Here is a 26128-nt window from a genome sequence, read left to right on the forward strand (position 1 = left end):
CCTACGCTCCGCCGGTCGCGTGTTCGGCCCGCACGGTGGCATAGTACGGTGCCAGCGTCGGGGCGGCTTCGATCAGCGTATCGAAGGCCGCATCGTCAGCGGCGAGCCGCCCGGCATATTTCTCTTCGACAAAACGGGCATGCAGTGCCTTCGCCGCGTCCGGCAGGCTGCGGATGGCGGTGAAGACGGGGGCGGCGAGACTGCGGCCCTTGACGGTGATCCGGTCGAGTTCGAGCACCGCGAAATCCGCCGACGCCAGCCTGGCCGTGCTTTCGCCGATAAGCAGCGGCACGCCATAGGCCTTGGAGGCGCCTTCGAGACGCGAGGCGAGGTTTACCGCATCGCCGAGCACCGAATAGTCGAATCGCTGCGAGGAGCCCATGTTGCCGACCACGCATTCGCCGGTGTTGATGCCGATGCCGATGCGCAGCGCATGATGGATGCTTCCGCTCGCCGCCGCCTCCGCCTGGAGTTTCGCATTCAGCATCGCCATCACGTCGAGCATGTCGAGCGCGGCGGCCACGGCATGCCGGGCATGGTTCTCGTCGTCGAGCGGCGCGTTCCAGAAGGCCATCACACAGTCGCCGATATATTTGTCGATCGTTCCGCCGTGCTTGAGCACGATGTCGGACAGGGGGGTCAGCAGCCGGTTGATCAGCGTCGTCAGCTGCTCCGGATCGTCCTTCATCGTTTCGGCGATGGTGGTGAAGCCGCGCACGTCGCAAAACAGGATGGAGAGCGTGCGCCGCTCGCCGCCGAGCTTCAGCTGCGAGGGGTCGCGTGCGAGACGCTCGACGAGGGCGGGTGAGAGATATTGCGAGAAGGCGCGCACGATCTCGCGGCGCTGGCGCCGCTCTTCGGCATAGTCGAGCGCCGTCTGGCCGGCTGCGACCAGGAGAAGCGCAATGGTCGGGCCGATGGGTGAAACGAAAAGGTTGGCCTCGCGCATGAACGCGAAGCTGAGGAGAGCGAGGCCGGCGCTTGCGAGGACACTGAGCACGACCGTCTGCCACCTTGTCGCGCGCCGCACGATCGCCGCCGAAAGCAGGGCGGCGAGCGCGACGGCGGTGATGGCGAGCGGCGTGCCGGCGCGGGTGATCGCCGCGCCGGCGGTGAGATTGTCGAGGATCGTCGCCTGGATTTCGGCCCCCGCCACCAGCCGGCCGGTATGGACGGTATAGGGCGTGGCGAAGGCGTCCGCACCGCCGGAATTGATGACCGGCGCATTCTGTAGGCTGAGGCCGACCACCACCACGCGGCCTCTGAACGTATCCTTCGGCAGCATGTTGTCCGGATCGAGCGCCTGATAGTAGGAGACCGTCGGATAGCTGCGCGCGGGGCCGTAGGATTGCAGGAGCTTGCCCTCTGGCGAGACTGCCGGCGTGCCCGCAATGCGGGCCAGCGCAAGCGCAAAGCCATCCTCGTAGCGCGGCAGGTCGCGGAAGACGCCGTCACCGCCGAGCGTGATCGCGGCGATACCGGTCACCGCGCCGGCCTCGGTGAATGCCGGCAGCGGCGTCGTGCGCAGAAGCTGCTCGGCCTGCGGCGTGACGATGACGCTTTCGTCGCCGGCCAGAACGACATCGGGGCCGAGCGTTGCGGCAAAGGCGGCATCGGAGGCCGGGTTGGACGGCTCTGCGAAGATGATGTCGAGGCCGATCGCCGTGGCGCCGGCCTTGCGCAGGCTTTCGACCAGCCGGCCGTGCAGTTCGCGCGGCCAGGGCCATTGCGCATTGATTTCCGCCAGCGACGGCTCGTCGATCGCGACGACCACCGGTCCGCCGGCCGGCGGGCGCGGATCGTCGACGGTGGAGAGATAATCGAAGGCGCGCAGGTCCGCGAGCGACCAGGCCGGCAGCTGTGTCAGGGCAGAGACGAGCGTGATGACCGCAAGGGCCAGAACGACAAGGCGCCGGGTGCGGCGCGACCAGCGGTGAGGAAGGCGCAGTGCCGCGCTCATGCGTGGCTCCGGTTGGCGTGCCGCAAGGCAGCTGGGGTCGGCGGACCGGGAGGCGGGGCGAGGTTCAGCATGCAACCAGAACTCGACATCGCCCTGAAAAAGTCAAGCGGTGTGGAGGGGCGGCCGTTGCTTTCTCAAGGCACTCGGCTATCACGGGACAAGCGCAGCAGGGGCAGACGCGACATGACGGCTTTGGAAACGCGGCAGACCATCCTCGAGCGGGCCCTTGACGGCACGCAGGGCATTGCGCTCGAGCATTTCGACCATATCCGCCGCATCAACGACGTCTTCTATGATCAGGTGAAGATTTCCGACCAGAAGGCTGCCTATATCTTCACCTTCATGCTCGCGCTGCTGGTTACCTCCACCGAAAGCCGCGCTGTCTTCACCTGGTCGCGCTATGCGGAAGGCAGCCTCACGGCGATCGCGCTTTCCGGCCTGCTCGCCTTCGCGCTGATCTTCTCCATCGTCTCGGCGATTCTCGTCGTGCTGCCGCGCCGGGTCGACAAGGCCACCTCCCTGTTCTGGGGGGCCTGGCCGCATCACCGCGAGGGTTTCCGCAAGGCGGCGCATGACCGTGATGTCGGCTATCTCTTCGAACAATACATGCAGAATGCCGATGCGATGGCCTCCATCGCCCGCGACAAATACCGCTTTGTCGGCTTCGCCTTCCGCGGGCTGCTGATGACGGTCATTGCTTACGTGGCGCTGCTTGCGACGCGCTAGGTTGTTTGTCCTGGCGCGTGGTGTCGGGGAACGTCCACCATCACCTGTCGGACAAACATCCGGGTCTGCTTGCCTCCTAATGTCCAGCGCAAGCGCCGGATCTGATCGCCTTCCTGAGCGATCTGTCGGGCATCATCGCTGATCGTCCGCCTCCCATTGCCGGCGCATGATAAGCGTTGCGACGGCAAGCCGTTCCTCGACGGCGTCCCGTTCGGCAATCAATGTGCGCAGGGCCTCCAGCGCATTGCCGTTGTGAAGGGCGAGGATTTCGGCGGCCTCTTCGCGCACGATGCCGCCCGGTCGTCTCATAACATGCATCATTGCAGCCGCAGCTCCAGCTGCGCCTTGGACTTCAGCACATAGAGAGGCTTGGCGACCGCCTCCAGCTTGCGCTGGAATTCCGCCCTGTGAGCCTGCTGCTTTTCGCGCAGGGCCCGGCAGGCGGCAACTTCGGCCAGGGCGCGTTCAACGGCATCGCTTTGCATCGGCACCTCCATTTGTTCTCTTTATGTTCTTATTTTTGATAACGGCTGTCAAGCGGTTGTCCAGCACGCATGGGAACACGGCCGAAAGGACAGTGGCGGAGGATGTGGTGGCAATGCCGTGGCGCGTTAGCCGGAAGCGGCGGCGCCGACGAGCTGGCGAAGCGCGTCGCTGTCGCGAAAACAAAGGACCTCTATCGGCTCCTGTTTTCCGGCCAGCATGACGGGGACGAAGGTGAGGTCGTTCGGTACGCCCGCCGCCATCAGGACCGCCTCCTTCGAGGCGATCAGGGTGGCGCCGAGCTGTTTGGTCTGAGCCTCGAGGCGCGCGGCGACATTGCCGGTATCGCCGAGGAAGGGAGTGCCTTCGAGGCCGCCCGTCCATTCCGTTCCGACAACCGCGACCCCGACATGCAGCCCGATGCCGATGCGCAGCGGCTCGCTCAGTTCCTGCCGCAGCTCCTCGTTCAGGGCGTCGATCCCCTCCCACAGCCGCAACGCCGCGCGAAAGGCGTCGCGGGCGGCATCATGCGTCGGCCCGTCGGTGCCGAAAACGCTCATGACGCCGTCGCCGGCGATGTTGATGACGTGACCGCCGCTCGCCCGCACCGCCGAGGATACGGCCTTGATGTAGCGTTCGACGATGAAGAAGGTATCGTAGGGCAGGCGGTCGTCGGCAAGGCGCGTGGACTGGCGCAGGTCGACGAAGAGCGCTGCCACTTCCGCCTCCCGCCGGGCGGCCGTCACGGGTCCGAGCTGGCCCTTCGGCAGCTGGGCCGCGGTGGCGGAATGCACGAGCGGCACGACCGTGAGGTCCTGTTCCGGCCGGATCTGGCAGGCGAGTCGCACCGATGGTGGCGCTCCGATGCGCCGCAGCAGGCGCTGCTCGTCACCCGCCGGGGCCGGCAACGTTTCGCCGCCTGCGGTGATCTCGACACGACAGGTCGAGCAGCGGCCCCGGCCGCCGCAGATGGACGCATGCGGAACGCCGGACCAGCGGCTCGCCTCGAGCACGCTGAAGCCGACCGGAACGGAGACGACGCGCCCGCCCGGATAGGTGATCCGGACCGAATCGAACCGGGTGGCATGCCAGTCGCGCGCCATGCGCAGGATGAAGATGCCGGCGAGCAGCGCGAGATAGCCCATGGTGAGGCGGTTTGCGACGCCATTGGCCTCGGCGGCCGCAAGCGCGGCCGGCGAACCCGGCAGGTCGAGAAGACCGGGCCGCAGGGCCTCCGCGCCCTGGGCCGCGAGATCGCGCATATCGAGACCGGCATTGATGAAGCCGAGGATCGCCAGCACCGGCAGCAGGGTGGCGAGCGACATCAGGATCGGCACGAAACGCGGATACCAGGGTTTTCCGCGCAGCCAGGCGCGTACACCGAGGCATCCGTGGATCCACACGACGAGGATCAGCAGGAACTGGCGGGGCAGACCGGCATCGGGGCTGGCGACCCAAAGCGTGTAGACGGTCTTGTCGAAATCGATTCGCGCGCCGTAGACGCCCTTCAGATAGGCGATTGCGCCGGCATGGGCGAAGAGGACGGCCGGAATCGCCAGCCCGAAGACCAGCTGCACCGCATCGACTGCAGGCAGACGCAGATGGCGCCGCCGGTAGAGCGCACGCAGCCCGAGCGACGCATGGATGAGGAGCCCGCCGTAAAGCAGCACCCGTCCCAGCGGGCTCTGCCAAGGATGGAAAAGCACCCGGCTCGCCATATCCATCGCCTCAAGCGAGCGAATGCCGAAGGCCTGATTGAGAAGGTGCATCGTGGCGTAGAGGAAAAGGGTGAGGCCCGTCCACAGCCGCAACCGGCGCAAAAACGCCCGGGAGGCCGCCGGGCGTTCGTCGGTTTCGCTGCCAAAACGCTGTCCCGGCGCCACCTTGCCGCTCAAGCAAAATCCCTCATCTGCCAAAAATCCAAAATCCATCCGCGGGATGGCGTGGCGTCCTGCCCGATCTCGTGGCCGATTGGCGATACCTGGACATTATCGACGGAACTTTCCGTGTGAAGCCGCTCTTTCCTGAGTCAACTAGCCGCTCGGGTTCCGATTGCAATCGGAAACTGCCGTACCGCAGGACAATTCTCCGCGATCTGCGCAGGGAAACGCGCAGCCCTGGAAAGGCGGGGTAGGGGCAGGCGGAGCTTTGAAATACCGTCTCCCCGCGCAAAGCGCGTTGAATTCTCGGGGAAATTTGAATTCTGGGGGGAAATGGTGGGCGATGAGAGACTCGAACTCCCGACATCCTCGGTGTAAACGAGGCGCTCTACCAACTGAGCTAATCGCCCGCCGCGTTGGTGGCCGTGATCTATGCGGAACCGGATCAAACCGCAAGAGGCAATCGCAAAGTTTTTGCATTTTTTTGAATGCGACCATGAAGATGCCCAAGGCTGTGGAAACATTTTCGGACACGTCATTCTTTTGTCGTGAAACCTGCTTGACACCCAAAGGCGAACCCCTTAGTTAGCCGCTCATCGAACGGCGCAGGCCGCTCGGGACGGATGGTTCGCCTTCCGGACACTTTCGAGGATGCGGGTGTAGCTCAGTCGGTTAGAGTGCCGGCCTGTCACGCCGGAGGTCGCGGGTTCGAGCCCCGTCACTCGCGCCACTCGAAAGGCCGGACGAAACATTCCGGGCCGCAAGGCCATAAAATGCGCGGGTGTAGCTCAGTCGGTTAGAGTGCCGGCCTGTCACGCCGGAGGTCGCGGGTTCGAGCCCCGTCACTCGCGCCATTCTTCTTTCTCTCCAAGGCATTGCAACTTTTTTCTCACGTCGCTTCGCCGTGTCCTCCTTTTCAAATCTGTTTCGTTTTCGCGGTAGCCGGGATTCGTGCGGCGCCCTTTCTCGGGCGTCGGATTCGCTCGTTTCGAGCCGCCGTTGTGAGTCGCCATGATTTGCCTTGGTGCCTGACGGCGAATCCTGCCTCCCCGAAAAGAGAGGGCCGGGCAAAAGGGGGAGAGGGGTTGTCGCTTTGCAGGGCCGATCGGCGGCTCTGTCCATGCTGCCCGATTTCAATGTAAATCGGTAGAAGGAGCGATTTATCAGACTTTTTTCTTCGCAACTGCGGCGAAACGTCCTGCATTGCGGCAGTCGTGAAATCGTAACGATTTAAATGGCTTTGCGGCAGGCATTTGCTGGTCGCCCGGAAAAGAACACAATGAATGGGGCGAAAGCCGGACAAAGCCTTGCGCGGGGGCGCTCACTGCGCTAACGACGGGGCGTTGCAACATACTTTATCGGCTTGCAGGTCTTGGACCAACAGGCGTCTCTCCGGCGCCACGAGCAGGCAGGATGGACGCCAATGACTGAACTTCTCGGTTCCTATATCCCGATCGCCATCTTCATCGGTATCGCGCTCGTGATCGGCATTGCACTGCTGGTCGCGCCGTTTGCCGTCGCATACAAGGCCCCCGATTCGGAAAAGCTCTCCGCTTACGAGTGTGGCTTCAATGCGTTTGACGATGCGCGCATGAAATTCGATATCCGCTTCTATCTGGTGTCGATCCTCTTCATCATCTTCGACCTCGAAGTGGCCTTCCTCTTTCCCTGGGCCGTCTCCTTCGGCGACATGGGCTGGTTCGGCTTCTGGTCGATGATGATCTTCCTCGGTGTGCTGACCATCGGCTTTATCTACGAATGGAAGAAGGGAGCGCTCGAATGGGAGTAGCCCACACCAACACGACGCTCGTTGCGCCGCAGGCCAAGGGGATCATCGATCCCAACACCGGCAAGCCCATTGGCAGCAACGACGCCTTCTTCGGCGAGATCAACAACGAGCTCGCCGACAAGGGCTTCCTCGTCACCTCGACGGATGAACTCATCACCTGGGCCCGTACCGGCTCGCTGATGTGGATGACCTTCGGCCTTGCATGCTGCGCCGTTGAAATGATGCAGCTGTCGATGCCGCGCTACGACGTCGAGCGTTTCGGCTTTGCGCCGCGCGCCTCGCCGCGCCAGTCCGACGTCATGATCGTCGCCGGTACGCTGACCAACAAAATGGCGCCTGCGCTCCGCAAGGTCTACGACCAGATGCCCGAGCCGCGTTACGTCATCTCGATGGGCTCCTGCGCCAACGGCGGCGGCTACTATCACTATTCCTATTCGGTGGTGCGCGGCTGTGACCGTGTGGTGCCGGTCGACATCTATGTACCAGGCTGTCCTCCCACGGCGGAAGCGCTCCTTTACGGTGTGCTCCTGCTGCAGAAGAAGATCCGCCGGACCGGTACGATCGAGCGTTAAGGGCAGGGGACTTTAGACATGAGCGAAGCCCTCCAGGAGCTTTCCTGCCATATCGGCGAAGCGGCAGGCAATCTCGTCGCCTCCGCCGACATCGCCTTTGGCGAACTCACCCTGAAGACGGACGGTGCGCGCATCCTCGATCTTCTGACTTTCCTGCGCGACGACGTGCAGTGCGGGTTCGTCAATCTTATCGATATCTGCGGTGTCGACTGGCCGGCCCGCGCCGAGCGTTTCGACGTGGTCTACCACCTCCTGTCGCCGCGCCAGAATCTTCGCGTGCGCATCAAGGTTGCAACGGGCGAGGACGTGCCTGTGCCCTCTGCTTTTCCGGTCTATCCGGGGGCAGACTGGTTCGAGCGCGAAGCCTACGACATGTACGGCATTCTCTTCACCGGCCATCCGGACCTGCGCCGCATCCTCACCGACTACGGCTTCGAGGGGCACCCGCTGCGCAAGGACTTCCCGACGACCGGCTTCGTGGAAGTGCGTTACGACGACGAGGTCAAGCGCGTCGTGTACGAACCTGTCGAACTGAAGCAGGAATTCCGCAACTTCGACTTCCTCTCTCCCTGGGAAGGCACGGACTACGTGCTGCCGGGCGACGAGAAGGCGAAGACGAACTGATTTTGGGTCAGGCGACCCGATTGGGCGCCGGCTTCTGGAGCAAGCGGCATGAACGAGCACAACGTTCGTAACTTTAACATCAACTTCGGGCCCCAGCATCCCGCGGCGCACGGGGTTCTCCGCCTCGTGCTCGAACTCGACGGCGAAATCGTCGAGCGCGTCGATCCGCATATCGGCCTGCTGCATCGTGGCACCGAGAAGCTGATCGAGACGAAGACCTATCTTCAGGCCGTGCCCTATTTCGACCGCCTCGACTATGTGGCGCCGATGAACCAGGAGCATGCCTTCGCGCTCGCCGTCGAAAAGCTGACGGGCACCGAGGTTCCGATCCGCGGCCAGCTGATCCGCGTGCTCTATTCCGAAATCGGCCGCATCCTCTCGCATCTCCTCAACGTCACGACGCAGGCCATGGACGTCGGCGCGCTGACGCCGCCGCTCTGGGGCTTCGAAGAGCGCGAGAAGCTGATGGTGTTCTATGAGCGGGCCTGTGGCGCGCGCATGCACTCGGCCTATATTCGTCCCGGCGGCGTGCACCAGGACCTGCCGCACGAGCTGGTGGAAGACATCGGCAAGTGGATCGACCCGTTCCTGAAGACCGTCGACGACATCGACGAGCTTCTGACCGGCAACCGCATCTTCAAGCAGCGCAACGTCGATATCGGCGTTGTGAAGCTGGAAGACTGCTGGGCCTGGGGCTTTTCGGGCGTCATGGTACGCGGCTCGGGCGCGGCCTGGGACCTGCGCCGCTCGCAGCCCTATGAGTGCTATTCCGACCTCGATTTCGATATCCCGATCGGCAAGAACGGCGACTGCTACGACCGTTACGTCATTCGCATGATCGAGATGCGCGAAGCGGCCAAGATCATGCGCCAGTGCGTCAACCGCCTTCTGGGCGATGCCAAGGTCGGCCCGGTCTCCTCGATCGACGGCAAAATGGTGCCGCCGAAGCGCGGCCAGATGAAGCGCTCGATGGAAGCGCTTATCCACCACTTCAAGCTCTATACGGAAGGCTACCATGTGCCTGCCGGCGAAGTGTATGCGGCCGTCGAGGCGCCGAAGGGCGAATTCGGGGTCTATGTCGTCGCCGACGGCACCAACAAGCCGTACCGTTGCAAGATCCGCGCACCGGGCTACGCCCATCTTCAGGCGATGGACTTCATCTGTCGCGGCCACCAGCTCGCCGACGTTTCGGCGATCCTCGGCTCCCTCGACATCGTGTTCGGCGAGGTCGATCGCTGATGCCGAAACTAGCCTTTGCCACACTGATCTTCCTGGGAAGCGCCGCTGTCGCCGGCGCGCAGGAGGATGTGCAGGTCGGTGCGTCCAGCGCCTCCATGGGCCAGCTGGCAAGCCAGGGCTACGAGATCAAGGCGGCGGCGCCGAACGGCAGCCGCTACGTCGTATTCATGCAGAAAGACACGTCGGCCTACGCCTGCGAATTCGTCAACACGACGCAAACGCAGTGCCGGCAGATTAACTGAGACAAGGCGTTACAGAATGTCCGTTCGTCGACTAGCCGATGACAATGTCCAGCCCGCCAGCTTCGCCTTTACCAAGGAGAATGCGACCTGGGCCAAGGCAACGATCAACAAGTATCCGAAGGGCCGCCAGCAATCGGCAGTCATTCCGCTCCTGATGCGGGCGCAGGAACAGGACGGTTGGGTCACCAAGGCGGCGATCGAATCCGTCGCCGACATGCTCGACATGGCCTATATCCGTGTGCTCGAGGTCGCGACCTTCTACACCCAGTTCCAGCTGCTGCCGGTCGGTACGCGCGCCCATGTCCAGGTCTGCGGCACGACGCCCTGCATGCTGCGCGGCGCGGAAGACCTCATCAACGTCTGCAAGAAGCGCATCCATCCCGAGCCCTTCCATCTCAACGAGACGGGCACGCTTTCCTGGGAAGAGGTCGAGTGTCAGGGCGCCTGCGTCAACGCGCCGATGATCATGATCTTCAAGGACAGCTATGAAGACCTGACGGCGACGCAGCTTGAGCACATCATCGACCGTTTCGATGCCGGCAAGGGCTCGACGGTCGAGACCGGCCCGCAGGTCGATCGCATCTTCTCCGCCCCGGTCGGTGGCCTCACCAGCCTCAACGAACCGGAAGCGGCCGCAAAGAAGGCCCCGGCCCGCGCCAAGAAGACCGAGGAGGAAAGCGTCAGCGTTCCCCCGTCGAATGCCGCAAAGCCGAAGACGGATGCCGTCGAGACCGATCCCAAGCTGAAGACGCCGGCAAACGCCAAGGCGGAAGCCGCTGCCAACACCAAGGCGACCGGCGACACGCGCGCCGAAGGTGGCGATGCCGCCGCCAAGCAGCCGGTCGCGGCCGCCGTCGGCAAGCCATCGCTGGAAGACAAGAACCGTCCGGCCGGCATTGCCCGCCCGGAAACGCCTGACGACCTCAAGCTCGTCTCGGGCGTCGGCCCGAAGATCGAGGGTATTCTCCACGAGCTCGGCATCTTCACCTTCGCGCAGGTCGCGGCCTGGAAGAAGGCGGAGCGCGAGTGGGTCGATTCCTATCTCAATTTCAAGGGCCGCATCGAGCGCGACGACTGGGTCAAGCAGGCCAAGGCGCTCGCCAAGGGCGGCGAAGCGGAATACATCCGCGTCTTCGGCAAGAAGCCGCGGTAAGGCAGGGAACCGATGGCGACATTCGGCAAGAAGGGCATGGAGACCGGTGTCGGGGTTAAAACCCCGACGGCGTCCGTGCGTCTGCCGCAGACCGCCAGTCCGCACCAGGTGTCGGGCGATCGTAGCCGTGTGATGGTGCGTGCGGACGAGCCGCGCGCGGCCAACCCGACGGTCGTCTTCATCGAGAAGCACTGGCCAAAGGCCGTCGGCGTCGGCATGGCGCTGTTTGCGGCCTATTTCAACGTGGTGATGAGCGGCAGGACGGATCCGTTTTCCGTCGTTCTGACATCGCTGCTGGCCGGCCTGTTCTTCTACTGGGTGGCCAACAAGTTCCGCAAGTCGCTGGACGACCTTCATGCCGTCCGCACCAATCCGTTCAAGTCGCCGGCCTATCTGGCAGGTGCGCTTGTCGGGTTCGGCTACTTTGTCTATTCGACATTCCTGGCGCCTTCCGAGGTCCTGGGAGTGGAAGTCGGTGAGCAGACCGCGTTCAAGGACGGACTGCAGACCACCGACATAGGCGCCGTCGCGCTGCTGCTGCTGAAGGCGGCGGGCAGTGCGGTTGCCGGCGGCGTAGCGTTTCAATTCATTGCCAGACGCGTCTTCGGCGCGGGCAATGCCACGGAAAATGGCGGGTAAGAACCATGCTTAAGGACCAGGATCGTATCTTCACCAATATCTACGGCACCAAGGACAAGTCGCTGAAAGGCGCCATGGCCCGGGGTCATTGGGACGGCACGAAGCAGCTGCTCGAAAAGGGCCGCGACTGGATCATCAACGAGGTCAAGGCTTCGGGCCTGCGCGGCCGCGGCGGCGCCGGCTTCCCGACGGGCCTCAAGTGGTCCTTCATGCCGAAGGAATCCGACGGCCGTCCGCACTACCTCGTCGTCAACGCCGACGAATCCGAGCCCGGCACCTGCAAGGACCGAGACATCCTGCGCCACGATCCGCACACGCTGATCGAAGGCTGTGTCATCGCCTCCTTCGCCATGGGCGCCAACGCCGCCTATATCTATGTGCGCGGCGAGTTCATCCGCGAGCGCGAGGCGCTGCAGGCGGCGATCGACGAGTGCTATGACGCCGGCCTTCTCGGCAAGAACAACAAGCTCGGTTACGACATCGACATCTACGTTCACCACGGCGCCGGCGCCTATATCTGCGGCGAAGAGACCGCGCTGCTCGAAAGCCTCGAAGGCAAGAAGGGCCAGCCGCGCCTGAAGCCGCCGTTCCCGGCGAATATGGGCCTCTATGGCTGCCCGACGACGGTCAACAACGTCGAATCCATCGCCGTGACGCCGACCATCCTGCGCCGCGGTGCCAGCTGGTTCTCCTCGTTCGGCCGCCCGAACAATGTCGGCACCAAGCTGTTCATGATGTCCGGCCACGTCAACCGTCCCTGCACGGTCGAGGAGGCCATGGGCATCTCCTTCAAGGAGATGGTCGAAAAGCACGGCGGCGGTATTCGCGGCGGCTGGGACAACCTGCTTGCCGTCATTCCCGGCGGCGCATCCTGCCCGGTCGTCAAGGCCGAGGACATGATGAACGTGACGCTCGACTTCGACGGCCTGCGCGAGGTGAAATCCTCCTTCGGCACCGGCGGCATGATCGTCATGGACCGCTCGACGGACATCATCAAGGCGATCTGGCGCATCTCGGCCTTTTTCAAGCACGAAAGCTGCGGGCAGTGCACGCCGTGCCGCGAAGGCACCGGCTGGATGATGCGCGTCATGCAGCGCATGGTCACGGGCAATGCGCAGAAGCGCGAAATCGACATGCTGTTCGACGTGACGAAGCAGATCGAAGGCCACACGATCTGCGCCCTCGGGGATGCGGCGGCCTGGCCGATCCAGGGCCTCATCCGCAATTTCCGTCCGGAAATCGAGGCGCGCATCGATCAGTACACGGCCAACGCCATGGCGCATGGCGCCGTGCTAGAAGCGGCGGAGTAAGAGGATGAAGACGCCGGCAGGACAGGATGCAAATGCAACCAGAGTTCAGCCGGCGGAAGCCGGCGGCGGTGACCCCTTCGGGCTCGCACCGTGGCTGAAGGAAATGCCGGATGTGCCGCTGCACCCGCTGATGGCCCACCCGGTGGCGGCAATCGCCGCGACGACCGCGATCGGTTTCGGCATTGCAGGCCAGATGGCAGGCGCAATGCTCGGCCTGATGCAGAGCGCGGCGGAGCGGGCGAAGGTGGCGCTCGACGAAGCCGCGGCGCTGGCGGAGGCGAAAGCGGAGCCCCAGCCGGTCGAACCGGTCAAGGCGAAGCCGGTGCTGACCGTGGTGCCGAAGGCGGAAAAGCCCGCTGTGGCGAAGACGGTGAAGGTGGCGCGCGAGAAGAGTGCGACGCCGAAGACGGTGGAAGTCCGGCCGGTGCGCAAGGCGCCGACGGCAAAGGCCGCCAAGGCTGACGACCTGAAAGCGATTTCGGGGATTGGGCCGAAGCTGGAGCAGGTGCTGAACGGCATGGGCTTCCGGCGGTATGCCGACATCGCGGGCCTCACGCCTGCCGATGTCGCAAGGATCGAAGCCGAACTCGGTTTCGCAGGGCGTATCGCCCGCGACGGCTGGGTGGAGCAGGCAAAGGCGCTGGCGAAGGGCAGGGGGTAATCCCCGCCGGACCCGGCAGATGGAACAAGGGCGTACGGGACGGGCGAAAGCCCCGAGCGGACGCCGGAGAGAATGGCGCTGGCGCGACGCGGGATTTTCCTGGGTCAAAAGCGGGATTGAGATATGGCAAAGCTGAAAGTCGACGGAAAAGAAATCGAAGTCCCGGATCACTTCACGCTGCTTCAGGCGTGCGAGGAGGCCGGTGCCGAGGTTCCGCGCTTCTGTTTCCACGAGCGGCTGTCGGTTGCCGGCAACTGCCGCATGTGCCTCGTCGAGGTGAAGGGTGGCCCGCCGAAGCCGGCGGCTTCCTGCGCCATGAGCGTGCGGGACCTGCGTCCCGGCCCGAACGGCGAAGCGCCGGAAGTCTTCACGACCACGCCGATGGTCAAGAAGGCGCGCGAAGGCGTGATGGAGTTCCTGCTCATCAACCATCCGCTGGATTGCCCGATCTGCGACCAGGGTGGCGAATGCGACCTGCAGGACCAGGCGATGGCCTTCGGCATCGACAGTTCGCGCTACCAGGAAAACAAGCGCGCGGTCGAGGACAAGTATATCGGCCCGCTCGTGAAGACGATCATGAACCGCTGCATCCACTGCACGCGCTGCGTTCGTTTCACGACGGAAGTCGCCGGCATCACCGAGCTCGGCCTGATCGGCCGCGGTGAAGACGCCGAGATCACCACCTATCTCGAACAGGCGATGACCTCCGAGCTCCAGGGCAACGTGGTCGACCTCTGCCCGGTCGGCGCGCTGACCTCCAAGCCCTTCGCCTTCACGGCCCGTCCGTGGGAACTGAACAAGACCGAATCGATCGACGTCATGGACGCCGTCGGCTCGGCGATCCGCGTCGATACCCGCGGCCGCGAAGTCATGCGCATCCTGCCGCGCGTCAATGAAGAGATCAACGAAGAGTGGATCTCCGACAAGACCCGCTTCATCTGGGATGGCCTGAAGACCCAGCGTCTCGACCGCCCGTACGTCCGCAAGGACGGCCGCCTGCAGCCTGCCACCTGGGCCGACGCTTTCGGCGCCGTCAAGGCCGCCGTTTCCGGCACCTCGGGAGACCGTATCGGCGCCATCGCCGGCGACCTCGCCTCGGTGGAAGAGATGTACGCCCTGCGCGAACTGATGACCGCGCTCGGCTCGACCAATATCGACTGCCGCCAGGATGGTTCGCAGCTCGATCCGTCGCTCGGCCGCGCCAGCTACCTGTTCAATCCCACCATCGAAGGCATCGAACAGGCCGACGCGCTGCTCATCGTCGGCTCGAATCCGCGCCTTGAAGCCGCCGTGCTCAATGCCCGCATCCGCAAGCGCTGGCGCATGGACAATTTCCCGATCGGCGTGATCGGCGAACAGGGCGAGCTGCGCTACGGCTACGACTATCTGGGCGCCGGCACGGAGACGCTCTCCGGCCTTCTCGACGGCTCGGTCAAGTTCGCCGCCAAGCTGAAGAAGGCCGAGCGCCCGATGATCATCGTCGGCCAGGGCGCGCTGTCGCGTCCCGACGGCCTCGCCGTCCTCTCGGCCGTCTCCGCGCTGGCGGAGAAGGTCGGTGCGGTGAAGGCGGACTGGAACGGTCTTGCCGTTCTCCACACCGCAGCCGCGCGCGTCGGCGGCCTCGACCTCGGCTTCGTGCCGGGCGAGGGGGGCAAGACGGCGGCCGACATGCTCACCGGCACGGACGTCGTGTTCCTGCTCGGCGCGGACGAAATGAACTTTGCCGGCAAGACCGCCTTCACCGTCTATATCGGCTCGCACGGCGACAATGCGGCGCATGTCGCCGACGTCATCCTGCCGGGCGCGACCTACACCGAAAAATCCGGTACGTGGGTCAACACCGAAGGCCGTGTCCAGATGAGCAACCGCGCTGGTTTTGCGCCGGGCGACGCCCGCGAGGACTGGGCGATCCTGCGCGCGCTTTCCGACGTGCTCGGCAAGAAACTGCCTTTCGATTCGCTCGTCCAGCTCCGGGCGAAACTCTACGAGGCCTACCCGCATTTCGCTGCGATCGACGAGATTGCGGCGGGTGAAACCGCTGATCTTTCCGCACTTGCGAAAAAAGGCGGGACGATGGCGAATTCCGGGTTTGCGTCTCCGATCAAAGACTTCTATTTGACGAACCCGATAGCGCGCGCCTCCGCGGTCATGGCCGAATGCTCGGCGCTTGCCCGCAACAATTTCAAAGCCGCGGCGGAATGAGCGCGAAGGAATAGACGGTAATGGACGCTTTCATTTCGACCTATGTCTGGCCCGGCGTGATCATGGTGGCGCAGTCGCTGCTGCTGCTCGTCGCGCTCCTGGTCTTCATCGCCTACGTGCTTCTGGCCGACCGCAAGATCTGGGCGGCCGTGCAGCTGCGCCGCGGCCCGAACGTCGTCGGCCCCTGGGGTCTCTTCCAGTCCTTCGCCGACCTCTTGAAGTTCGTCTTCAAGGAGCCGGTGATCCCGGCGACGGCCAACAAGGTGATCTTCCTTCTCGCGCCGCTCGTCTCCGTGACGCTGGCGCTTGCCACCTGGGCGGTCGTTCCGCTGAACGAAGGCTGGGTGATCGCCAACATCAATGTCGGCATCCTCTACATCTTCGCGATCTCTTCGCTCGAAGTGTACGGCATCATCATGGGCGGCTGGGCTTCGAACTCGAAGTATCCGTTCCTTGGCGCGCTGCGCTCCGCCGCGCAGATGGTCTCCTACGAAGTGTCGATCGGTTTCGTCATCGTCACCGTTCTGCTCTGCGTCGGCTCGCTGAACCTGACGGATATCGTCAATTCGCAGCGTGACGGCGTCGGCACGATGATCGGCCTGCCCGGTTCTTTCCTGGATTGGCACTGGCTGGCGCTGTTCCCGATGTTCGTGGTGTTCTTCATCTCGGCGCTCGCCGAAACGAACCGCCCGCCCTTCGACCTGCCGGAAGCCGAATCCGAACTCGTCGCCGGCTTCATGGTGGAGTACGGCTCCACCCCGTACATGATGTTCATGCTCGGTGAATACGCCGCCATCTGCCTGATGTGCGCGCTGACCACGATCCTCTTCCTCGGCGGCTGGCTGCCTCCGGTCGACGTCTGGTTCCTCAACTGGGTCCCGGGCATCGTGTGGTTCGTCCTGAAGGCGTGCTTCGTCTTCTTCATGTTCGCGATGGTGAAGGCCTTCGTGCCGCGCTACCGCTACGACCAGCTCATGCGTCTCGGCTGGAAGGTCTTCCTTCCGATCTCGCTCGCCATGGTCGTCATCGTTGCATTCGTGCTGAAGCTTACGGGCTGGTCCGCATGACCGCCCGCGACCTCAGCAGCATTGGAGCTTAAGCATGGCTAGTCTTTCGCAAGCCGTAAATTCGCTGTTCCTCAAGGAATTCGTCGGCGCGTTCTTCCTGTCGATGCGCTATTTCTTCCGCCCCAAGGCGACGGTGAACTATCCCTTCGAAAAGGGCCCGGTCTCTCCGCGCTTCCGCGGCGAGCACGCGCTGCGCCGTTATCCGAACGGTGAAGAGCGCTGCATTGCCTGCAAGCTGTGCGAAGCCATCTGTCCGGCTCAGGCCATCACCATCGAGGCGGGCCCCCGCCGCAACGACGGCACGCGCCGCACGGTGCGTTACGATATCGACATGGTGAAGTGCATCTATTGCGGCTTCTGCCAGGAAGCCTGCCCGGTCGACGCCATCGTCGAGGGCCCGAACTTCGAGTTCTCGACGGAAACGCGCGAAGAGCTCTACTACGACAAGCAGAAGCTGCTCGAGAACGGCGATCGCTGGGAGCGGGAAATTGCCCGCAACATCGCTATGGATTCGCCTTACCGCTGATTTCAGGCGGAAGGCATAACGAATGTAAAGTGCCTGACGAGCGGTCGTCAGGCTTCGACGGGGGAGGGGGAACCTTCTCCGGGGAAGACGAAAAGGCACCAAAATGGGTCTGCAGGCTCTATTCTTCTATCTGTTCGCCTTCGTGGCGGTGGCGTCCGCCTTCATGGTGATCGCGTCCAGGAACCCGGTCTATTCCGTGCTGTTCCTGATCCTCACCTTCTTCAACTCGGCGGGCCTGTTCCTTCTGACGGGCGCCGAGTTCCTGGCGATGATCCTGCTGGTCGTCTATGTCGGCGCGGTTGCGGTCCTCTTCCTCTTCGTCGTCATGATGCTCGACATCGATTTCGCCGAATTGAGGGCAGGTGCCCTGGAATACGCGCCGGTCGGTGCGCTGATCGGCCTGATCCTTGCGATCGAGCTCGTGGTCGTCGTCGGGGGCTCCACGCTCTCGCCGGAAATCGCCAGCAACGCCTCGATGCCGATCCCGCCGGTCGCCGAGCGCCAGAACACGGCCGCCCTCGGCGACGTGCTCTATACCCACTACGTCTACTACTTCCAGATCGCCGGCCTCGTGCTGCTCGTCGCCATGATCGGCGCGATCGTGCTGACGCTGCGCCACAAGCCGCATATCAAGCGCCAGGACATTCCGACCCAGGTCGCCCGCACGCCGGAGACCGCCGTCGAGATCGTCAAGGTGAAGCCCGGTCAGGGCATCTGAGGCAGCGCGAGACCAAGGAAAAGCATCATGGAAATCGGTATTTCCCACTATCTCACCGTCAGCGCCATCCTCTTCACCCTCGGCGTCTTCGGTATCTTCCTGAACCGGAAGAACGTCATCGTCATCCTGATGTCGATCGAACTCATCCTCTTGTCGGTCAATATCAACATGGTCGCATTCTCGCACTTCCTGAACGACATCGTCGGCCAGGTCTTCGCGCTGTTCATTCTGACCGTCGCGGCTGCGGAAGCGGCCATCGGTCTTGCAATTCTCGTCGTCTTCTACCGCAACCGCGGTTCGATCGCCGTCGAAGACGTCAATATGATGAAGGGCTGATCGGGTCATGGATACCATCATCAAGGCAATCGTCTTCCTTCCGCTGATCGGCTTCCTGATCGCCGGCATCGGTGGCAATGCCATCGGCGCCAAGGCGTCCGAATATGTCACGTCCGGCTTCATGATCCTGGCGGCAGTCCTGTCGTGGATCGTCTTCTTCGACGTCGCCATGGGCGAGACGGAGATGGTCAAGGTCAGCGTGCTGCGCTGGATCCAGTCGGGCGGCTTCGACGTCGAGTGGGCGTTCCGCGTCGATACGCTGACGGCCGTCATGCTCGTCGTCGTGAACTCCGTCTCGACGCTCGTGCATGTCTATTCCATCGGCTACATGCACCACGACCCGCATCGGCCGCGCTTCTTCGCGTATCTCTCGCTCTTCACCTTCGCCATGCTCATGCTGGTGACGTCGGACAATCTGCTGCAGATGTTCTTCGGCTGGGAAGGCGTGGGCCTTGCGTCCTACCTCTTGATCGGTTTCTGGTACAAGAAGCCGTCGGCCTGCGCTGCCGCCATGAAGGCCTTCATCGTCAACCGCGTCGGTGACTTCGGCTTCATCCTCGGCATTTCCAGCGTCTTCGTGCTCTTCGGTTCGATCAACTTCGAGACGATCTTCGCGACGGCCGCGACCTATCTGCCGGCCGAAGGCGCCGCGGATGCCGCAGCCCCCGTCATCACGCTGTTCGGCATGAGCCTCGATAAGGCGGATGCGCTGACCGCAACCTGCCTCCTGCTCTTCATGGGCGCGATGGGCAAGTCGGCGCAGTTCCTGCTGCACACCTGGCTGCCGGACGCCATGGAAGGCCCGACGCCGGTTTCGGCGCTCATCCATGCCGCGACCATGGTCACGGCCGGCGTCTTCCTCGTCGCCCGCATGTCGCCGATCTTCGAACTGTCGCACACCGCCCTGATGGTCGTGACGCTGGTCGGTGCCATCACCGCCTTCTTCGCGGCGACGGTCGGCCTCGTGCAGAACGACATCAAGCGCGTCATCGCCTATTCGACCTGCTCGCAGCTCGGCTACATGTTCGTCGCGCTCGGCATCGGCGCCTATGGTGCGGCGGTCTTCCACCTCTTCACGCACGCCTTCTTCAAGGCGCTTCTGTTCCTTGGCGCCGGCTCGGTGATCCACGCCGTCGATGGCGAGCAGGACATGCGTTACATGGGCGGTCTTCGCAAGCACATCCCGATCACCTTCTGGATGATGACGATCGGCACGCTCGCCCTGACCGGCGTCGGCATTCCCGGTACGGTCATCGGTTTTGCCGGCTTCTTCTCGAAGGATGCGATCATCGAATCGACCTTCGCCTCGCACAGCCCGGTCGCCGGTTTCGCCTTCGTGCTCCTGGTCATCGCCGCACTCTTCACGAGCTTCTACTCCTGGCGCCTGGCCTTCATGACCTTCTTCGGCAAGCCGCGCGCCTCTGCCGACGTCATGCACCACGTGCACGAGTCGCCGGCCGTGATGCTGATCCCGCTCTATCTGCTGGCCACCGGTGCGGTCGTCGCGGGCGTGATCTTCGTCGAGTATTTCTTCGGCCACCACTATGCCGAATTCTGGCAGGGCGCCCTGTTCACGCTGCCGGGCAACGACCTCGTCAACGAGTATCATCACGTTCCGAAATGGGTGAAGTGGAGCCCGTTCGCGGCCATGGCCCTCGGTTTCGTCACCGCCTGGTACATGTACATCCGCTCGCCGGAAACGCCGAAGTACCTCGCCGAGCAGCACCGCGGTCTCTACCAGTTCCTGCTCAACAAGTGGTACTTCGACGAACTGTACGACTTCATCTTCGTCCGTCCTGCCATGTGGGTCGGCAAGTTCCTCTGGAAGAAGGGTGATGGCGCCGTCATCGACGGCCTCGGCCCCAACGGTATCGCCGCCCGCGTGGCCGATGTCACCGAACGCGTCGTTCGCCTCCAGACTGGTTACCTCTATCACTACGCATTCTCGATGCTGCTGGGTATTGCAGCACTCGTTACCTGGATGATGCTCGGGAGCTCCCTCTGATGACCGATTGGCCCATTCTTTCAGCGGTCACCTTCCTCCCGCTCGTCGGCGTGGCGCTTCTGCTGCTGACCCGTGAGGACAGCCCGTATGGCCGCCGCAATATCCTGAACGTCTCGCTGCTGACGACGGTCTTCACCTTCGTGCTCTCGCTCTTCATCTGGATCGGCTTCGACAATTCGAACCCCGGTTTCCAGATGGTCGAGAAGACCGAATGGCTCGGCACCGGCATCTCCTATCATCTCGGCGTCGACGGCATCTCCATGCTGTTCGTCATCCTGTCGACGTTCCTGATGCCGTTCTGCGTGCTCGCGAGCTGGCATTCGATCGAGAAGCGCCTGCGCGAATACATGATCGCCTTCCTGCTTCTGGAAGTGTTCATGGTCGGCGTCTTCGTCTCGCTGGACATCGTGCTGTTCTACGTGTTCTTCGAAGCAGGCCTCATTCCGATGTTCATCATCATCGGCGTGTGGGGCGGCAAGGATCGCGTCTACGCGTCCTACAAGTTCTTCCTCTACACGCTGCTCGGCTCGGTGCTGATGCTGCTCGCCATCATGGCGATGTACTGGCAGGCCGGCACGACGGACATCACGGAACTGCTCGCCTACAACTTCCCGGCCCATATGCAGACCTGGCTGTGGCTCGCCTTCTTCGCCTCCTTCGCGGTGAAGATGCCGATGTGGCCGGTCCACACCTGGCTTCCCGACGCACACGTTCAGGCGCCGACGGCAGGCTCGGTCATCCTGGCCGGCGTTCTCCTGAAGCTTGGCGGCTACGGTTTCATCCGTTTCTCGCTCGCCATGTTCCCGCTGGCTTCGGACTATTTTGCTCCGTTCGTCTTCGCGCTGTCGGTCATTGCCATCATCTACACCTCGCTGGTCGCGATGATGCAGGACGACATCAAGAAGCTGATCGCCTATTCGTCGGTCGCCCATATGGGTTACGTCACGATGGGCATCTTCGCGGCCAATGCGCAGGGCCTTCAGGGCGCTATCTTCCAGATGCTGTCGCACGGCATCGTCTCCGGCGCGCTCTTCCTCTGCGTCGGCGTCGTCTATGACCGGCTGCACACCCGCGAGATCGCGGCCTATGGCGGCCTCGTCAACAACATGCCGAAATACGCGGTCGCCTTCATGATCTTTACCATGGCGAATGTGGGCCTTCCGGGCACCTCGGGTTTCGTTGGCGAGTTCATGACCCTGATCGGCATCTTCCGCGCCAACACCTGGGTCGCGCTCTTCGCAACGACCGGCGTCATCCTCTCGGCCTCCTACGCCCTCTGGCTCTATCGCCGGGTGATCTTCGGTGCGCTCGAGAAGGAAAGCCTGAAGTCGCTGCTCGATCTTGATCTGCGCGAGAAGCTGCTGCTCTATCCGCTCCTGATCCTGACGATCTTCTACGGTGTCTATCCGGCGCCGGTATTCGATGCGACGGCGGCTTCGGTCGACGCGCTGCTCAATAACTACTCCGCGGCTCTGCAGGCGGCGCAATCCGTTGCGCTTTCGGCGAACTGACGACGGGACTCGAAGACATGACCGCTGATACGATCCTTGCCAGCCTTCAACTCTCGACCCCCGAGATCATTCTTGCCGTCGGCGCTCTGGCCCTTCTGATGATCGGCGTGTTCTCGGGCGAACGCTCGGGCACGACCGTCACGGGGCTTGCCGTCGCGCTGCTCATCATCTCCGGCCTCTGGCTGGGGCTCGCCACGGGCGAGGGCCAGGCCTATGGCGGCGCCTTCGTCTCCGATCCCTTCGCCAAGTTCATGAAGGTGCTGGCGCTGATCGGCTCGATCACCGCCATGGTGATGACGGTCGGCCACGCCCGCTCGGAGCAGCTCGACCGTTTCGAGTTTCCGGTGCTCATCGTGCTGTCGACGCTCGGCATGCTGCTGATGATCTCGGCCAACAGCCTTCTGTCGCTCTATCTCGCGCTGGAGCTCCAGTCGCTGGCGCTCTACGTCGTCGCCGCGATCAACCGTGACAGCCTGCGTTCGACGGAAGCGGGCCTGAAGTACTTCGTGCTCGGCGCTCTCTCCTCCGGCATGCTGCTCTACGGCATGTCGCTGGTCTACGGCTTCACCGGCCATATCGGCTTCCAGGAGATCGCCGCCGCGCTGACCGCCGAGGGCCGCTCGCTCGGTCTCGTCTTCGGCCTGGTGTTCATTCTTGCCGGCCTCGCATTCAAGATTTCGGCCGTGCCGTTCCATATGTGGACGCCGGACGTCTATGAAGGTGCGCCGACCCCGGTCACGGCCTTCTTCGCCGCTGCGCCGAAAGTCGCCGCTATGGCCATGCTCGTGCGCATCGTCATCGAAGCCTTCGAGCCCGTCGTTGCCGACTGGCAGCAGGTCATCGTCTTCATTTCGATCGCTTCCATGCTGCTCGGTGCCTTCGCGGCCATCGGCCAGCGCAACATCAAGCGCCTGATGGCCTATTCCTCGATCGGCCACATGGGCTATGCGCTGGTTGGCCTTGCCGCCGGCTCCATGGCGGGCGTGCGCGGCGTTGCGCTCTATATGCTGATCTACATGGTCATGACGCTCGGCACCTTCGCGATCATCCTCGCCATGCGCCGCAAGGAAGGCGGCAATGTCGAGGACATCGACGACCTGGCGGGCCTTGCCTCGACCAACCCGTTCATGGCGACCGTTCTGACGATCCTGATGTTCTCGCTCGCCGGCATCCCGCCGATGGCAGGCTTCTTCGCCAAGTACTTCGTCTTCATGGCGGCCATCGAGGCGCATCTCTATGCGCTCGCCATCATCGGCGTGCTCGCCTCGGTCGTCGGCGCCTACTACTACCTGCGCATCATCAAGGTGATGTGGTTCGACGAGCCGACGGGTGAGTTCGCCCGCACGGCCGGCGAACTGAAGCTGGTCTTCGGCCTTTCCGGCCTGTTCGTCGTCGGCTACGTGCTGATCGGCGGGCCGATCGGCGCTGCCGCCGAAGCTGCGGCCCGGACGTTCTTTTGAGCGGGTCCGGCACGCACCGCCGGATGTCGCTGGACGACTTCCGGCATGAGGCGCTCGCGCAAGTGGGCTCGACCAATACGGAATGCCTGGAGCGCGCCCGAAAGGGCGCGCTTTCCGGTCTCTGGATCACGGCGGAGCGGCAGACGGGCGGTCGCGGCCGGCGCGGACGCGCCTGGTTTTCCGAGCCCGGCAATCTCTACGCTTCGCTGCTCCTGATCGATCCTGCGCCGATGGACCGGCTCGGCTCCCTGCCGCTCGCCGTCGCCGTCGCCGTGCAGGACGGGGTGAGCCGCATCATGCCGCTCGATGCGCCCGATGTGCTGATCAAGTGGCCGAACGACATCCTCGTCGATCGCCGCAAGGTCTGCGGCATTCTGATCGAGGGGGAGACGCTTCCCGACGGGCGCCACGGGCTGGTCATCGGCATCGGGATCAATGTCGCCGTCGCGCCGGATGCCGGGCTCTACCCCGTGGCGACGCTGCGCGAGTTCGGCGCCACTGCTTCGCCGGAGGAGCTGTTCGCCCATCTCTTCCAGTCGATGGCGACGACCCTGTCGCTGTGGGACGGCGGACAGGGCATTGTCGCCATCATGGAGCGCTGGAAACGGGTGGCGGGCGGCATCGGGGAAAACATCACGGTCAATCTGCCCGACCGTTCTATTTCCGGGCGCTTTTCCGGAATTGATGATACAGGTCTCCTGAAACTGGAGACGGATGACGGCGGCACGCGATTGATCGCGGCCGGCGACGTGTTTTTTGGATAGGAATTTTAGAAGCCGATGGCAAAAGAAGACGAACTGGTATTCCTGCCGCTTGGCGGCGTCGGCGAAATCGGCATGAACCTGGCGCTCTACGGCTACGGCCCGAAGAAGAACCGCCAGTGGATCATGGTCGATTGCGGCGTCACCTTTCCGGGGCCGGACCTGCCGGGGGTCGATCTCGTGCTGCCCGATATCCGTTTCCTCGCCGAGGAGCGCAAGAATCTCAAGGGCATCATCATCACCCATGCGCACGAGGACCATTACGGCGCGCTGAACGAGCTGTGGCCGGGTCTCAATGTGCCGGTCTATGCCTCGCCCTTCACCGCAGGTATGCTGGAGGCCAAGCGCGACTACGAGAGGAGCCGCACCGAAATCCCGGTGACGATTTTCAAGCAGGGCGACCGTATCAATGTCGGCCCGTTCGAGATCGAGGCGATCGGCGTCAACCACTCCATTCCCGAGCCGATGTCGCTGGCGATCAAGACGCCGCTCGGCACCGTCATCCACACCGGCGACTGGAAGATCGACCTTGATCCCTCGCTCGGCCCCCTGACGGACGAGACGCGTTTCCGCAAACTCGGCGACGAGGGCGTGCTGGCGTTGATCTGCGACAGTACCAATGCGCTGCGCGATGGCGTTTCGCCCTCCGAGCGTGAAGTGTCGGAAAGCCTCACCAAGATCATCGAGGCCGCCGAGGGCAGGGTGGGCATCACCACCTTCTCATCGAATGTCGGCCGCATCCGCTCCATCGCCCAGGCTGCCGAAGCTGCCGGCCGCGAGGTGCTTCTGCTCGGCAGTTCCATGAAGCGCGTGACGGAAGTCGCCCGCGACATCGGCCTCATGGAAGGCCTGAAGCCCTTCATCGCGGAAGACGAGTTCGGCTATATCCCGCGCGACAAGGTCGTCGTCATCCTGACCGGCAGCCAGGGCGAGCCGCGCGCGGCCCTCGCCAAGATCGCCCGCGACGAGATGCGCAACGTCGCCTTCACCGATGGCGACACGATCATCTTCTCCTCGCGCGCCATTCCGGGCAACGAGAAGGCGATCAACGACATCAAGAACGGGCTGGTGGAGCAGGGCATCAACGTCATCACCGACAGCGAGGCGCTGGTGCACGTTTCCGGCCACCCGCGCCGCCACGAACTGCAGCAGATGTACGGCTGGACGCGGCCGAAGATGGTCGTGCCCGTGCACGGCGAGGCTGCACATCTCACAGCCCATGCCGAGCTTGCCGAACAGTCGGGCATCGCCGACGTGCCGCGCGTGCGCAACGGCGATATCCTGAGGCTGGCGCCGGGTGAGCCCGAGGTCGTCGATCACGCGCCCTTCGGCCGTATCTTCAAGGATGGCAATCTCATCGGCGACTATGACGAGATGGGCATCGGCGACCGCCGCAAGCTCGCCTTCGTCGGCCATGTCGCCGTCAGCATCCTGCTCGACAGCCGCTACGACTTCCAGGGCGATCCCGAGGTGGAGCCCTTCGGCCTGCCGCAGTTCGACGACGAGGGCGAGGACATGGGTGATACGCTCTATGACGCCGTGCTCGGCGCCGTCGAAAGCATCCCGCGTGCGCGCCGCAAGGACCTTGAGATGGTGCGCGAGGCCGTGCGCCGCGCGGTGCGCTCCACGGCGAACGAGATCTGGGGCAAGAAGCCCGTCGTCACCGTTTTCCTGACAAAGGTCTGACGAGGCAGGTACAGGCGCATTCATCCCCGTCGCCACAGGCGCGGCGGGGACGCACGGCACCGCCGAAACGGGTGTGACAGCACGCCGCCCTTGCGCCGTTTGAACTTCGTTCGCGACAAGCGTAAAAGAGCCGTTGTCGCACGAGAGGCCGCCCATGCAGATCTTTTCCTACTTCGCCGTCTATTTCATCGTTTGGTGGATGACGCTCTTTGCCGTGCTGCCCTTCGGGCTGAGGACGCAGGCGGAGGCGGAGGAGGTGGTGCCCGGTACGGTGGAAAGCGCGCCGGCACGGTTCCGCGGTGGCCGCATCGTTCTGACGACGACGATCGTTTCCGCCATCATTTACGGCACCTGGTACGTCCTGTCGGTGCGCCTCGGCTACGGCATCGATTCCATTCCGCAGTTCATGCCGAGTTTCAGATAGGCGGCTGCCACAAAGGTTAACGCGCCCGCCGGGGCCAGGGGCAAGCCATTCCAGGTGTCCCGGGCTGTTCAGGAAAAGTCTTCCCCTGGGCGTCTCTCCCATTTTTCAGGAAATTGCCGGCGGAGCGGACCTCTGACGCCGAGTCATGTGCATG

25 protein-coding genes and 3 tRNA genes are annotated in these 26128 nt (G+C 63.5%); 23 read left to right on the forward strand and 5 right to left on the reverse strand.

What is annotated here, in order from left to right:
* Nucleotide 1: 1 nt before the first annotated feature.
* Nucleotides 2-1960 (reverse strand): CHASE2 domain-containing protein, encoded by a 1959-nt coding sequence (locus EXZ48_RS07320; RefSeq protein ID WP_130515056.1) that lies wholly within the window; start codon nucleotides 1958-1960, stop codon nucleotides 2-4.
* A gap of 183 nt (nucleotides 1961-2143) precedes the next feature.
* On the opposite strand from EXZ48_RS07320, the gene EXZ48_RS07325 reads away from it, so the two are divergent.
* A complete protein-coding gene (locus EXZ48_RS07325; protein ID WP_130515058.1) occupies nucleotides 2144-2686 on the forward strand; it encodes a Pycsar system effector family protein in 543 nt (180 codons plus the stop codon).
* Between the two features lie 132 nt (nucleotides 2687-2818).
* On the opposite strand, the gene EXZ48_RS34795 is transcribed toward EXZ48_RS07325, so the two are convergent.
* The 4 genes from EXZ48_RS34795 to EXZ48_RS07335 form a co-directional block, all read right to left on the reverse strand.
* Nucleotides 2819-2995 carry a hypothetical protein gene (locus EXZ48_RS34795; RefSeq protein ID WP_156032026.1) on the reverse strand — a complete coding sequence of 59 codons (177 nt, stop codon included), beginning with the start codon at nucleotides 2993-2995 and terminating at the stop codon, nucleotides 2819-2821.
* Nucleotides 2996-3003: 8 nt separating this feature from the next.
* Nucleotides 3004-3171: a hypothetical protein gene (locus EXZ48_RS34800; RefSeq protein ID WP_023511902.1), complete on the reverse strand. Its 168-nt coding sequence runs from the start codon at nucleotides 3169-3171 to the stop codon at nucleotides 3004-3006.
* A gap of 126 nt (nucleotides 3172-3297) precedes the next feature.
* Nucleotides 3298-5064, reverse strand: coding sequence for an adenylate/guanylate cyclase domain-containing protein (locus EXZ48_RS07330; RefSeq protein ID WP_165909297.1), 1767 nt, complete (start codon nucleotides 5062-5064; stop codon nucleotides 3298-3300).
* A gap of 319 nt (nucleotides 5065-5383) precedes the next feature.
* Nucleotides 5384-5459: transfer RNA gene (locus EXZ48_RS07335), tRNA-Val, on the reverse strand.
* A gap of 243 nt (nucleotides 5460-5702) precedes the next feature.
* Here EXZ48_RS07335 and EXZ48_RS07340 point away from each other — a divergent pair.
* The 22 genes from EXZ48_RS07340 (at nucleotide 5703) to EXZ48_RS07445 (ending at nucleotide 25974) form a co-directional block, all read left to right on the forward strand.
* Nucleotides 5703-5779: transfer RNA gene (locus tag EXZ48_RS07340), tRNA-Asp, on the forward strand.
* A gap of 47 nt (nucleotides 5780-5826) precedes the next feature.
* Nucleotides 5827-5903 (forward strand) — tRNA-Asp (locus EXZ48_RS07345).
* 569 nt (nucleotides 5904-6472) lie between these two features.
* The gene (locus tag EXZ48_RS07350; RefSeq protein WP_024270867.1) at nucleotides 6473-6838 is read left to right on the forward strand and encodes an NADH-quinone oxidoreductase subunit A; all 366 of its coding nucleotides are present in this window, start codon (nucleotides 6473-6475) and stop codon (nucleotides 6836-6838) included.
* Entirely contained in the window at nucleotides 6829-7410 is a 582-nt protein-coding gene (locus EXZ48_RS07355; RefSeq protein ID WP_023513873.1) for an NADH-quinone oxidoreductase subunit B family protein, read from the forward strand. Before EXZ48_RS07350 ends, EXZ48_RS07355 begins: the two co-directional genes overlap by 10 nt.
* A gap of 18 nt (nucleotides 7411-7428) precedes the next feature.
* Nucleotides 7429-8034, forward strand: coding sequence for an NADH-quinone oxidoreductase subunit C (locus EXZ48_RS07360; RefSeq protein WP_130515062.1), 606 nt, complete (start codon nucleotides 7429-7431; stop codon nucleotides 8032-8034).
* A gap of 48 nt (nucleotides 8035-8082) precedes the next feature.
* Nucleotides 8083-9273: an NADH-quinone oxidoreductase subunit D gene (locus EXZ48_RS07365; RefSeq protein WP_023513871.1), complete on the forward strand. Its 1191-nt coding sequence runs from the start codon at nucleotides 8083-8085 to the stop codon at nucleotides 9271-9273.
* A complete protein-coding gene (locus EXZ48_RS07370; protein ID WP_130515064.1) occupies nucleotides 9273-9515 on the forward strand; it encodes a hypothetical protein in 243 nt (80 codons plus the stop codon). The genes EXZ48_RS07365 and EXZ48_RS07370 overlap by 1 nt, the downstream gene beginning before the upstream one ends.
* A gap of 16 nt (nucleotides 9516-9531) precedes the next feature.
* Nucleotides 9532-10668 (forward strand): NADH-quinone oxidoreductase subunit E, encoded by a 1137-nt coding sequence (locus EXZ48_RS07375; RefSeq protein WP_023513869.1) that lies wholly within the window; start codon nucleotides 9532-9534, stop codon nucleotides 10666-10668.
* Nucleotides 10669-10680: 12 nt separating this feature from the next.
* Nucleotides 10681-11307 carry a hypothetical protein gene (locus tag EXZ48_RS07380; protein ID WP_130515066.1) on the forward strand — a complete coding sequence of 209 codons (627 nt, stop codon included), beginning with the start codon at nucleotides 10681-10683 and terminating at the stop codon, nucleotides 11305-11307.
* 5 nt (nucleotides 11308-11312) lie between these two features.
* Nucleotides 11313-12617 (forward strand): NADH-quinone oxidoreductase subunit NuoF, encoded by a 1305-nt coding sequence (nuoF, locus tag EXZ48_RS07385; protein WP_050743043.1) that lies wholly within the window; start codon nucleotides 11313-11315, stop codon nucleotides 12615-12617.
* A gap of 4 nt (nucleotides 12618-12621) precedes the next feature.
* Nucleotides 12622-13278, forward strand: coding sequence for an NADH:ubiquinone oxidoreductase (locus EXZ48_RS07390; RefSeq protein ID WP_130515068.1), 657 nt, complete (start codon nucleotides 12622-12624; stop codon nucleotides 13276-13278).
* Nucleotides 13279-13401: 123 nt separating this feature from the next.
* A complete protein-coding gene (gene nuoG / locus EXZ48_RS07395) occupies nucleotides 13402-15480 on the forward strand; it encodes an NADH-quinone oxidoreductase subunit NuoG (protein WP_130515070.1) in 2079 nt (692 codons plus the stop codon).
* Between the two features lie 20 nt (nucleotides 15481-15500).
* Complete coding sequence (nuoH, locus tag EXZ48_RS07400) at nucleotides 15501-16547, forward strand: NADH-quinone oxidoreductase subunit NuoH (RefSeq protein WP_023513864.1); 1047 nt, start codon at nucleotides 15501-15503, stop codon at nucleotides 16545-16547.
* 34 nt (nucleotides 16548-16581) lie between these two features.
* The gene (gene nuoI, locus EXZ48_RS07405; protein WP_023513863.1) at nucleotides 16582-17073 is read left to right on the forward strand and encodes an NADH-quinone oxidoreductase subunit NuoI; all 492 of its coding nucleotides are present in this window, start codon (nucleotides 16582-16584) and stop codon (nucleotides 17071-17073) included.
* A 103-nt stretch (nucleotides 17074-17176) separates the two neighbouring features.
* Entirely contained in the window at nucleotides 17177-17791 is a 615-nt protein-coding gene (locus EXZ48_RS07410; RefSeq protein WP_023513862.1) for an NADH-quinone oxidoreductase subunit J, read from the forward strand.
* Between the two features lie 27 nt (nucleotides 17792-17818).
* A complete protein-coding gene (gene nuoK / locus EXZ48_RS07415) occupies nucleotides 17819-18127 on the forward strand; it encodes an NADH-quinone oxidoreductase subunit NuoK (protein ID WP_024270868.1) in 309 nt (102 codons plus the stop codon).
* A 7-nt stretch (nucleotides 18128-18134) separates the two neighbouring features.
* The gene (gene nuoL, locus EXZ48_RS07420; protein ID WP_024270869.1) at nucleotides 18135-20132 is read left to right on the forward strand and encodes an NADH-quinone oxidoreductase subunit L; all 1998 of its coding nucleotides are present in this window, start codon (nucleotides 18135-18137) and stop codon (nucleotides 20130-20132) included.
* Entirely contained in the window at nucleotides 20132-21643 is a 1512-nt protein-coding gene (locus EXZ48_RS07425; protein WP_024270870.1) for an NADH-quinone oxidoreductase subunit M, read from the forward strand. Before nuoL ends, EXZ48_RS07425 begins: the two co-directional genes overlap by 1 nt.
* A 17-nt stretch (nucleotides 21644-21660) precedes the next feature.
* Nucleotides 21661-23103 carry an NADH-quinone oxidoreductase subunit NuoN gene (gene nuoN / locus EXZ48_RS07430; protein WP_130515072.1) on the forward strand — a complete coding sequence of 481 codons (1443 nt, stop codon included), beginning with the start codon at nucleotides 21661-21663 and terminating at the stop codon, nucleotides 23101-23103.
* 23 nt (nucleotides 23104-23126) lie between these two features.
* Nucleotides 23127-23867, forward strand: a complete 741-nt coding sequence (locus EXZ48_RS07435) for a biotin--[acetyl-CoA-carboxylase] ligase (RefSeq protein WP_130515165.1) — start codon at nucleotides 23127-23129, stop codon at nucleotides 23865-23867.
* A gap of 15 nt (nucleotides 23868-23882) precedes the next feature.
* Nucleotides 23883-25550: a ribonuclease J gene (locus EXZ48_RS07440; protein ID WP_023512039.1), complete on the forward strand. Its 1668-nt coding sequence runs from the start codon at nucleotides 23883-23885 to the stop codon at nucleotides 25548-25550.
* Nucleotides 25551-25704: 154 nt separating this feature from the next.
* On the forward strand, nucleotides 25705-25974 hold the full coding sequence (locus tag EXZ48_RS07445) for a DUF1467 family protein (RefSeq protein WP_023512038.1): 270 nt from the start codon (nucleotides 25705-25707) through the stop codon (nucleotides 25972-25974).
* Nucleotides 25975-26128: the final 154 nt, after the last annotated feature.

This window comes from Shinella sp. JR1-6, assembly GCF_004284735.1.
GTDB lineage: Bacteria > Pseudomonadota > Alphaproteobacteria > Rhizobiales > Rhizobiaceae > Shinella.

Excerpts from the sequence above, each read along its gene's own strand:
- nuoH (WP_023513864.1), top strand. The coding sequence starts at position 15,501 with ATGGACGCTTTCATTTCGACCTATGTCTGGCCCGGCGTGATCATGGTG.
- nuoL (WP_024270869.1), top strand. The coding sequence starts at position 18,135 with ATGGATACCATCATCAAGGCAATCGTCTTCCTTCCGCTGATCGGCTTC.
- EXZ48_RS07380 (WP_130515066.1), top strand. The coding sequence starts at position 10,681 with ATGGCGACATTCGGCAAGAAGGGCATGGAGACCGGTGTCGGGGTTAAA.
- EXZ48_RS34800 (WP_023511902.1), bottom strand. The coding sequence starts at position 3,171 with ATGCAAAGCGATGCCGTTGAACGCGCCCTGGCCGAAGTTGCCGCCTGC.
- EXZ48_RS07325 (WP_130515058.1), top strand. The coding sequence starts at position 2,144 with ATGACGGCTTTGGAAACGCGGCAGACCATCCTCGAGCGGGCCCTTGAC.
- EXZ48_RS07435 (WP_130515165.1), top strand. The coding sequence starts at position 23,127 with ATGTCGCTGGACGACTTCCGGCATGAGGCGCTCGCGCAAGTGGGCTCG.
- EXZ48_RS07320 (WP_130515056.1), bottom strand. The coding sequence starts at position 1,960 with ATGAGCGCGGCACTGCGCCTTCCTCACCGCTGGTCGCGCCGCACCCGG.
- EXZ48_RS34795 (WP_156032026.1), bottom strand. The coding sequence starts at position 2,995 with ATGAGACGACCGGGCGGCATCGTGCGCGAAGAGGCCGCCGAAATCCTC.
- nuoN (WP_130515072.1), top strand. The coding sequence starts at position 21,661 with ATGACCGCTGATACGATCCTTGCCAGCCTTCAACTCTCGACCCCCGAG.
- EXZ48_RS07390 (WP_130515068.1), top strand. The coding sequence starts at position 12,622 with ATGAAGACGCCGGCAGGACAGGATGCAAATGCAACCAGAGTTCAGCCG.
- nuoG (WP_130515070.1), top strand. The coding sequence starts at position 13,402 with ATGGCAAAGCTGAAAGTCGACGGAAAAGAAATCGAAGTCCCGGATCAC.
- EXZ48_RS07445 (WP_023512038.1), top strand. The coding sequence starts at position 25,705 with ATGCAGATCTTTTCCTACTTCGCCGTCTATTTCATCGTTTGGTGGATG.
- EXZ48_RS07370 (WP_130515064.1), top strand. The coding sequence starts at position 9,273 with ATGCCGAAACTAGCCTTTGCCACACTGATCTTCCTGGGAAGCGCCGCT.
- nuoI (WP_023513863.1), top strand. The coding sequence starts at position 16,582 with ATGGCTAGTCTTTCGCAAGCCGTAAATTCGCTGTTCCTCAAGGAATTC.
- EXZ48_RS07440 (WP_023512039.1), top strand. The coding sequence starts at position 23,883 with ATGGCAAAAGAAGACGAACTGGTATTCCTGCCGCTTGGCGGCGTCGGC.
- EXZ48_RS07360 (WP_130515062.1), top strand. The coding sequence starts at position 7,429 with ATGAGCGAAGCCCTCCAGGAGCTTTCCTGCCATATCGGCGAAGCGGCA.
- nuoK (WP_024270868.1), top strand. The coding sequence starts at position 17,819 with ATGGAAATCGGTATTTCCCACTATCTCACCGTCAGCGCCATCCTCTTC.
- EXZ48_RS07425 (WP_024270870.1), top strand. The coding sequence starts at position 20,132 with ATGACCGATTGGCCCATTCTTTCAGCGGTCACCTTCCTCCCGCTCGTC.
- EXZ48_RS07350 (WP_024270867.1), top strand. The coding sequence starts at position 6,473 with ATGACTGAACTTCTCGGTTCCTATATCCCGATCGCCATCTTCATCGGT.
- EXZ48_RS07355 (WP_023513873.1), top strand. The coding sequence starts at position 6,829 with ATGGGAGTAGCCCACACCAACACGACGCTCGTTGCGCCGCAGGCCAAG.
- EXZ48_RS07375 (WP_023513869.1), top strand. The coding sequence starts at position 9,532 with ATGTCCGTTCGTCGACTAGCCGATGACAATGTCCAGCCCGCCAGCTTC.
- EXZ48_RS07410 (WP_023513862.1), top strand. The coding sequence starts at position 17,177 with ATGGGTCTGCAGGCTCTATTCTTCTATCTGTTCGCCTTCGTGGCGGTG.
- nuoF (WP_050743043.1), top strand. The coding sequence starts at position 11,313 with ATGCTTAAGGACCAGGATCGTATCTTCACCAATATCTACGGCACCAAG.
- EXZ48_RS07365 (WP_023513871.1), top strand. The coding sequence starts at position 8,083 with ATGAACGAGCACAACGTTCGTAACTTTAACATCAACTTCGGGCCCCAG.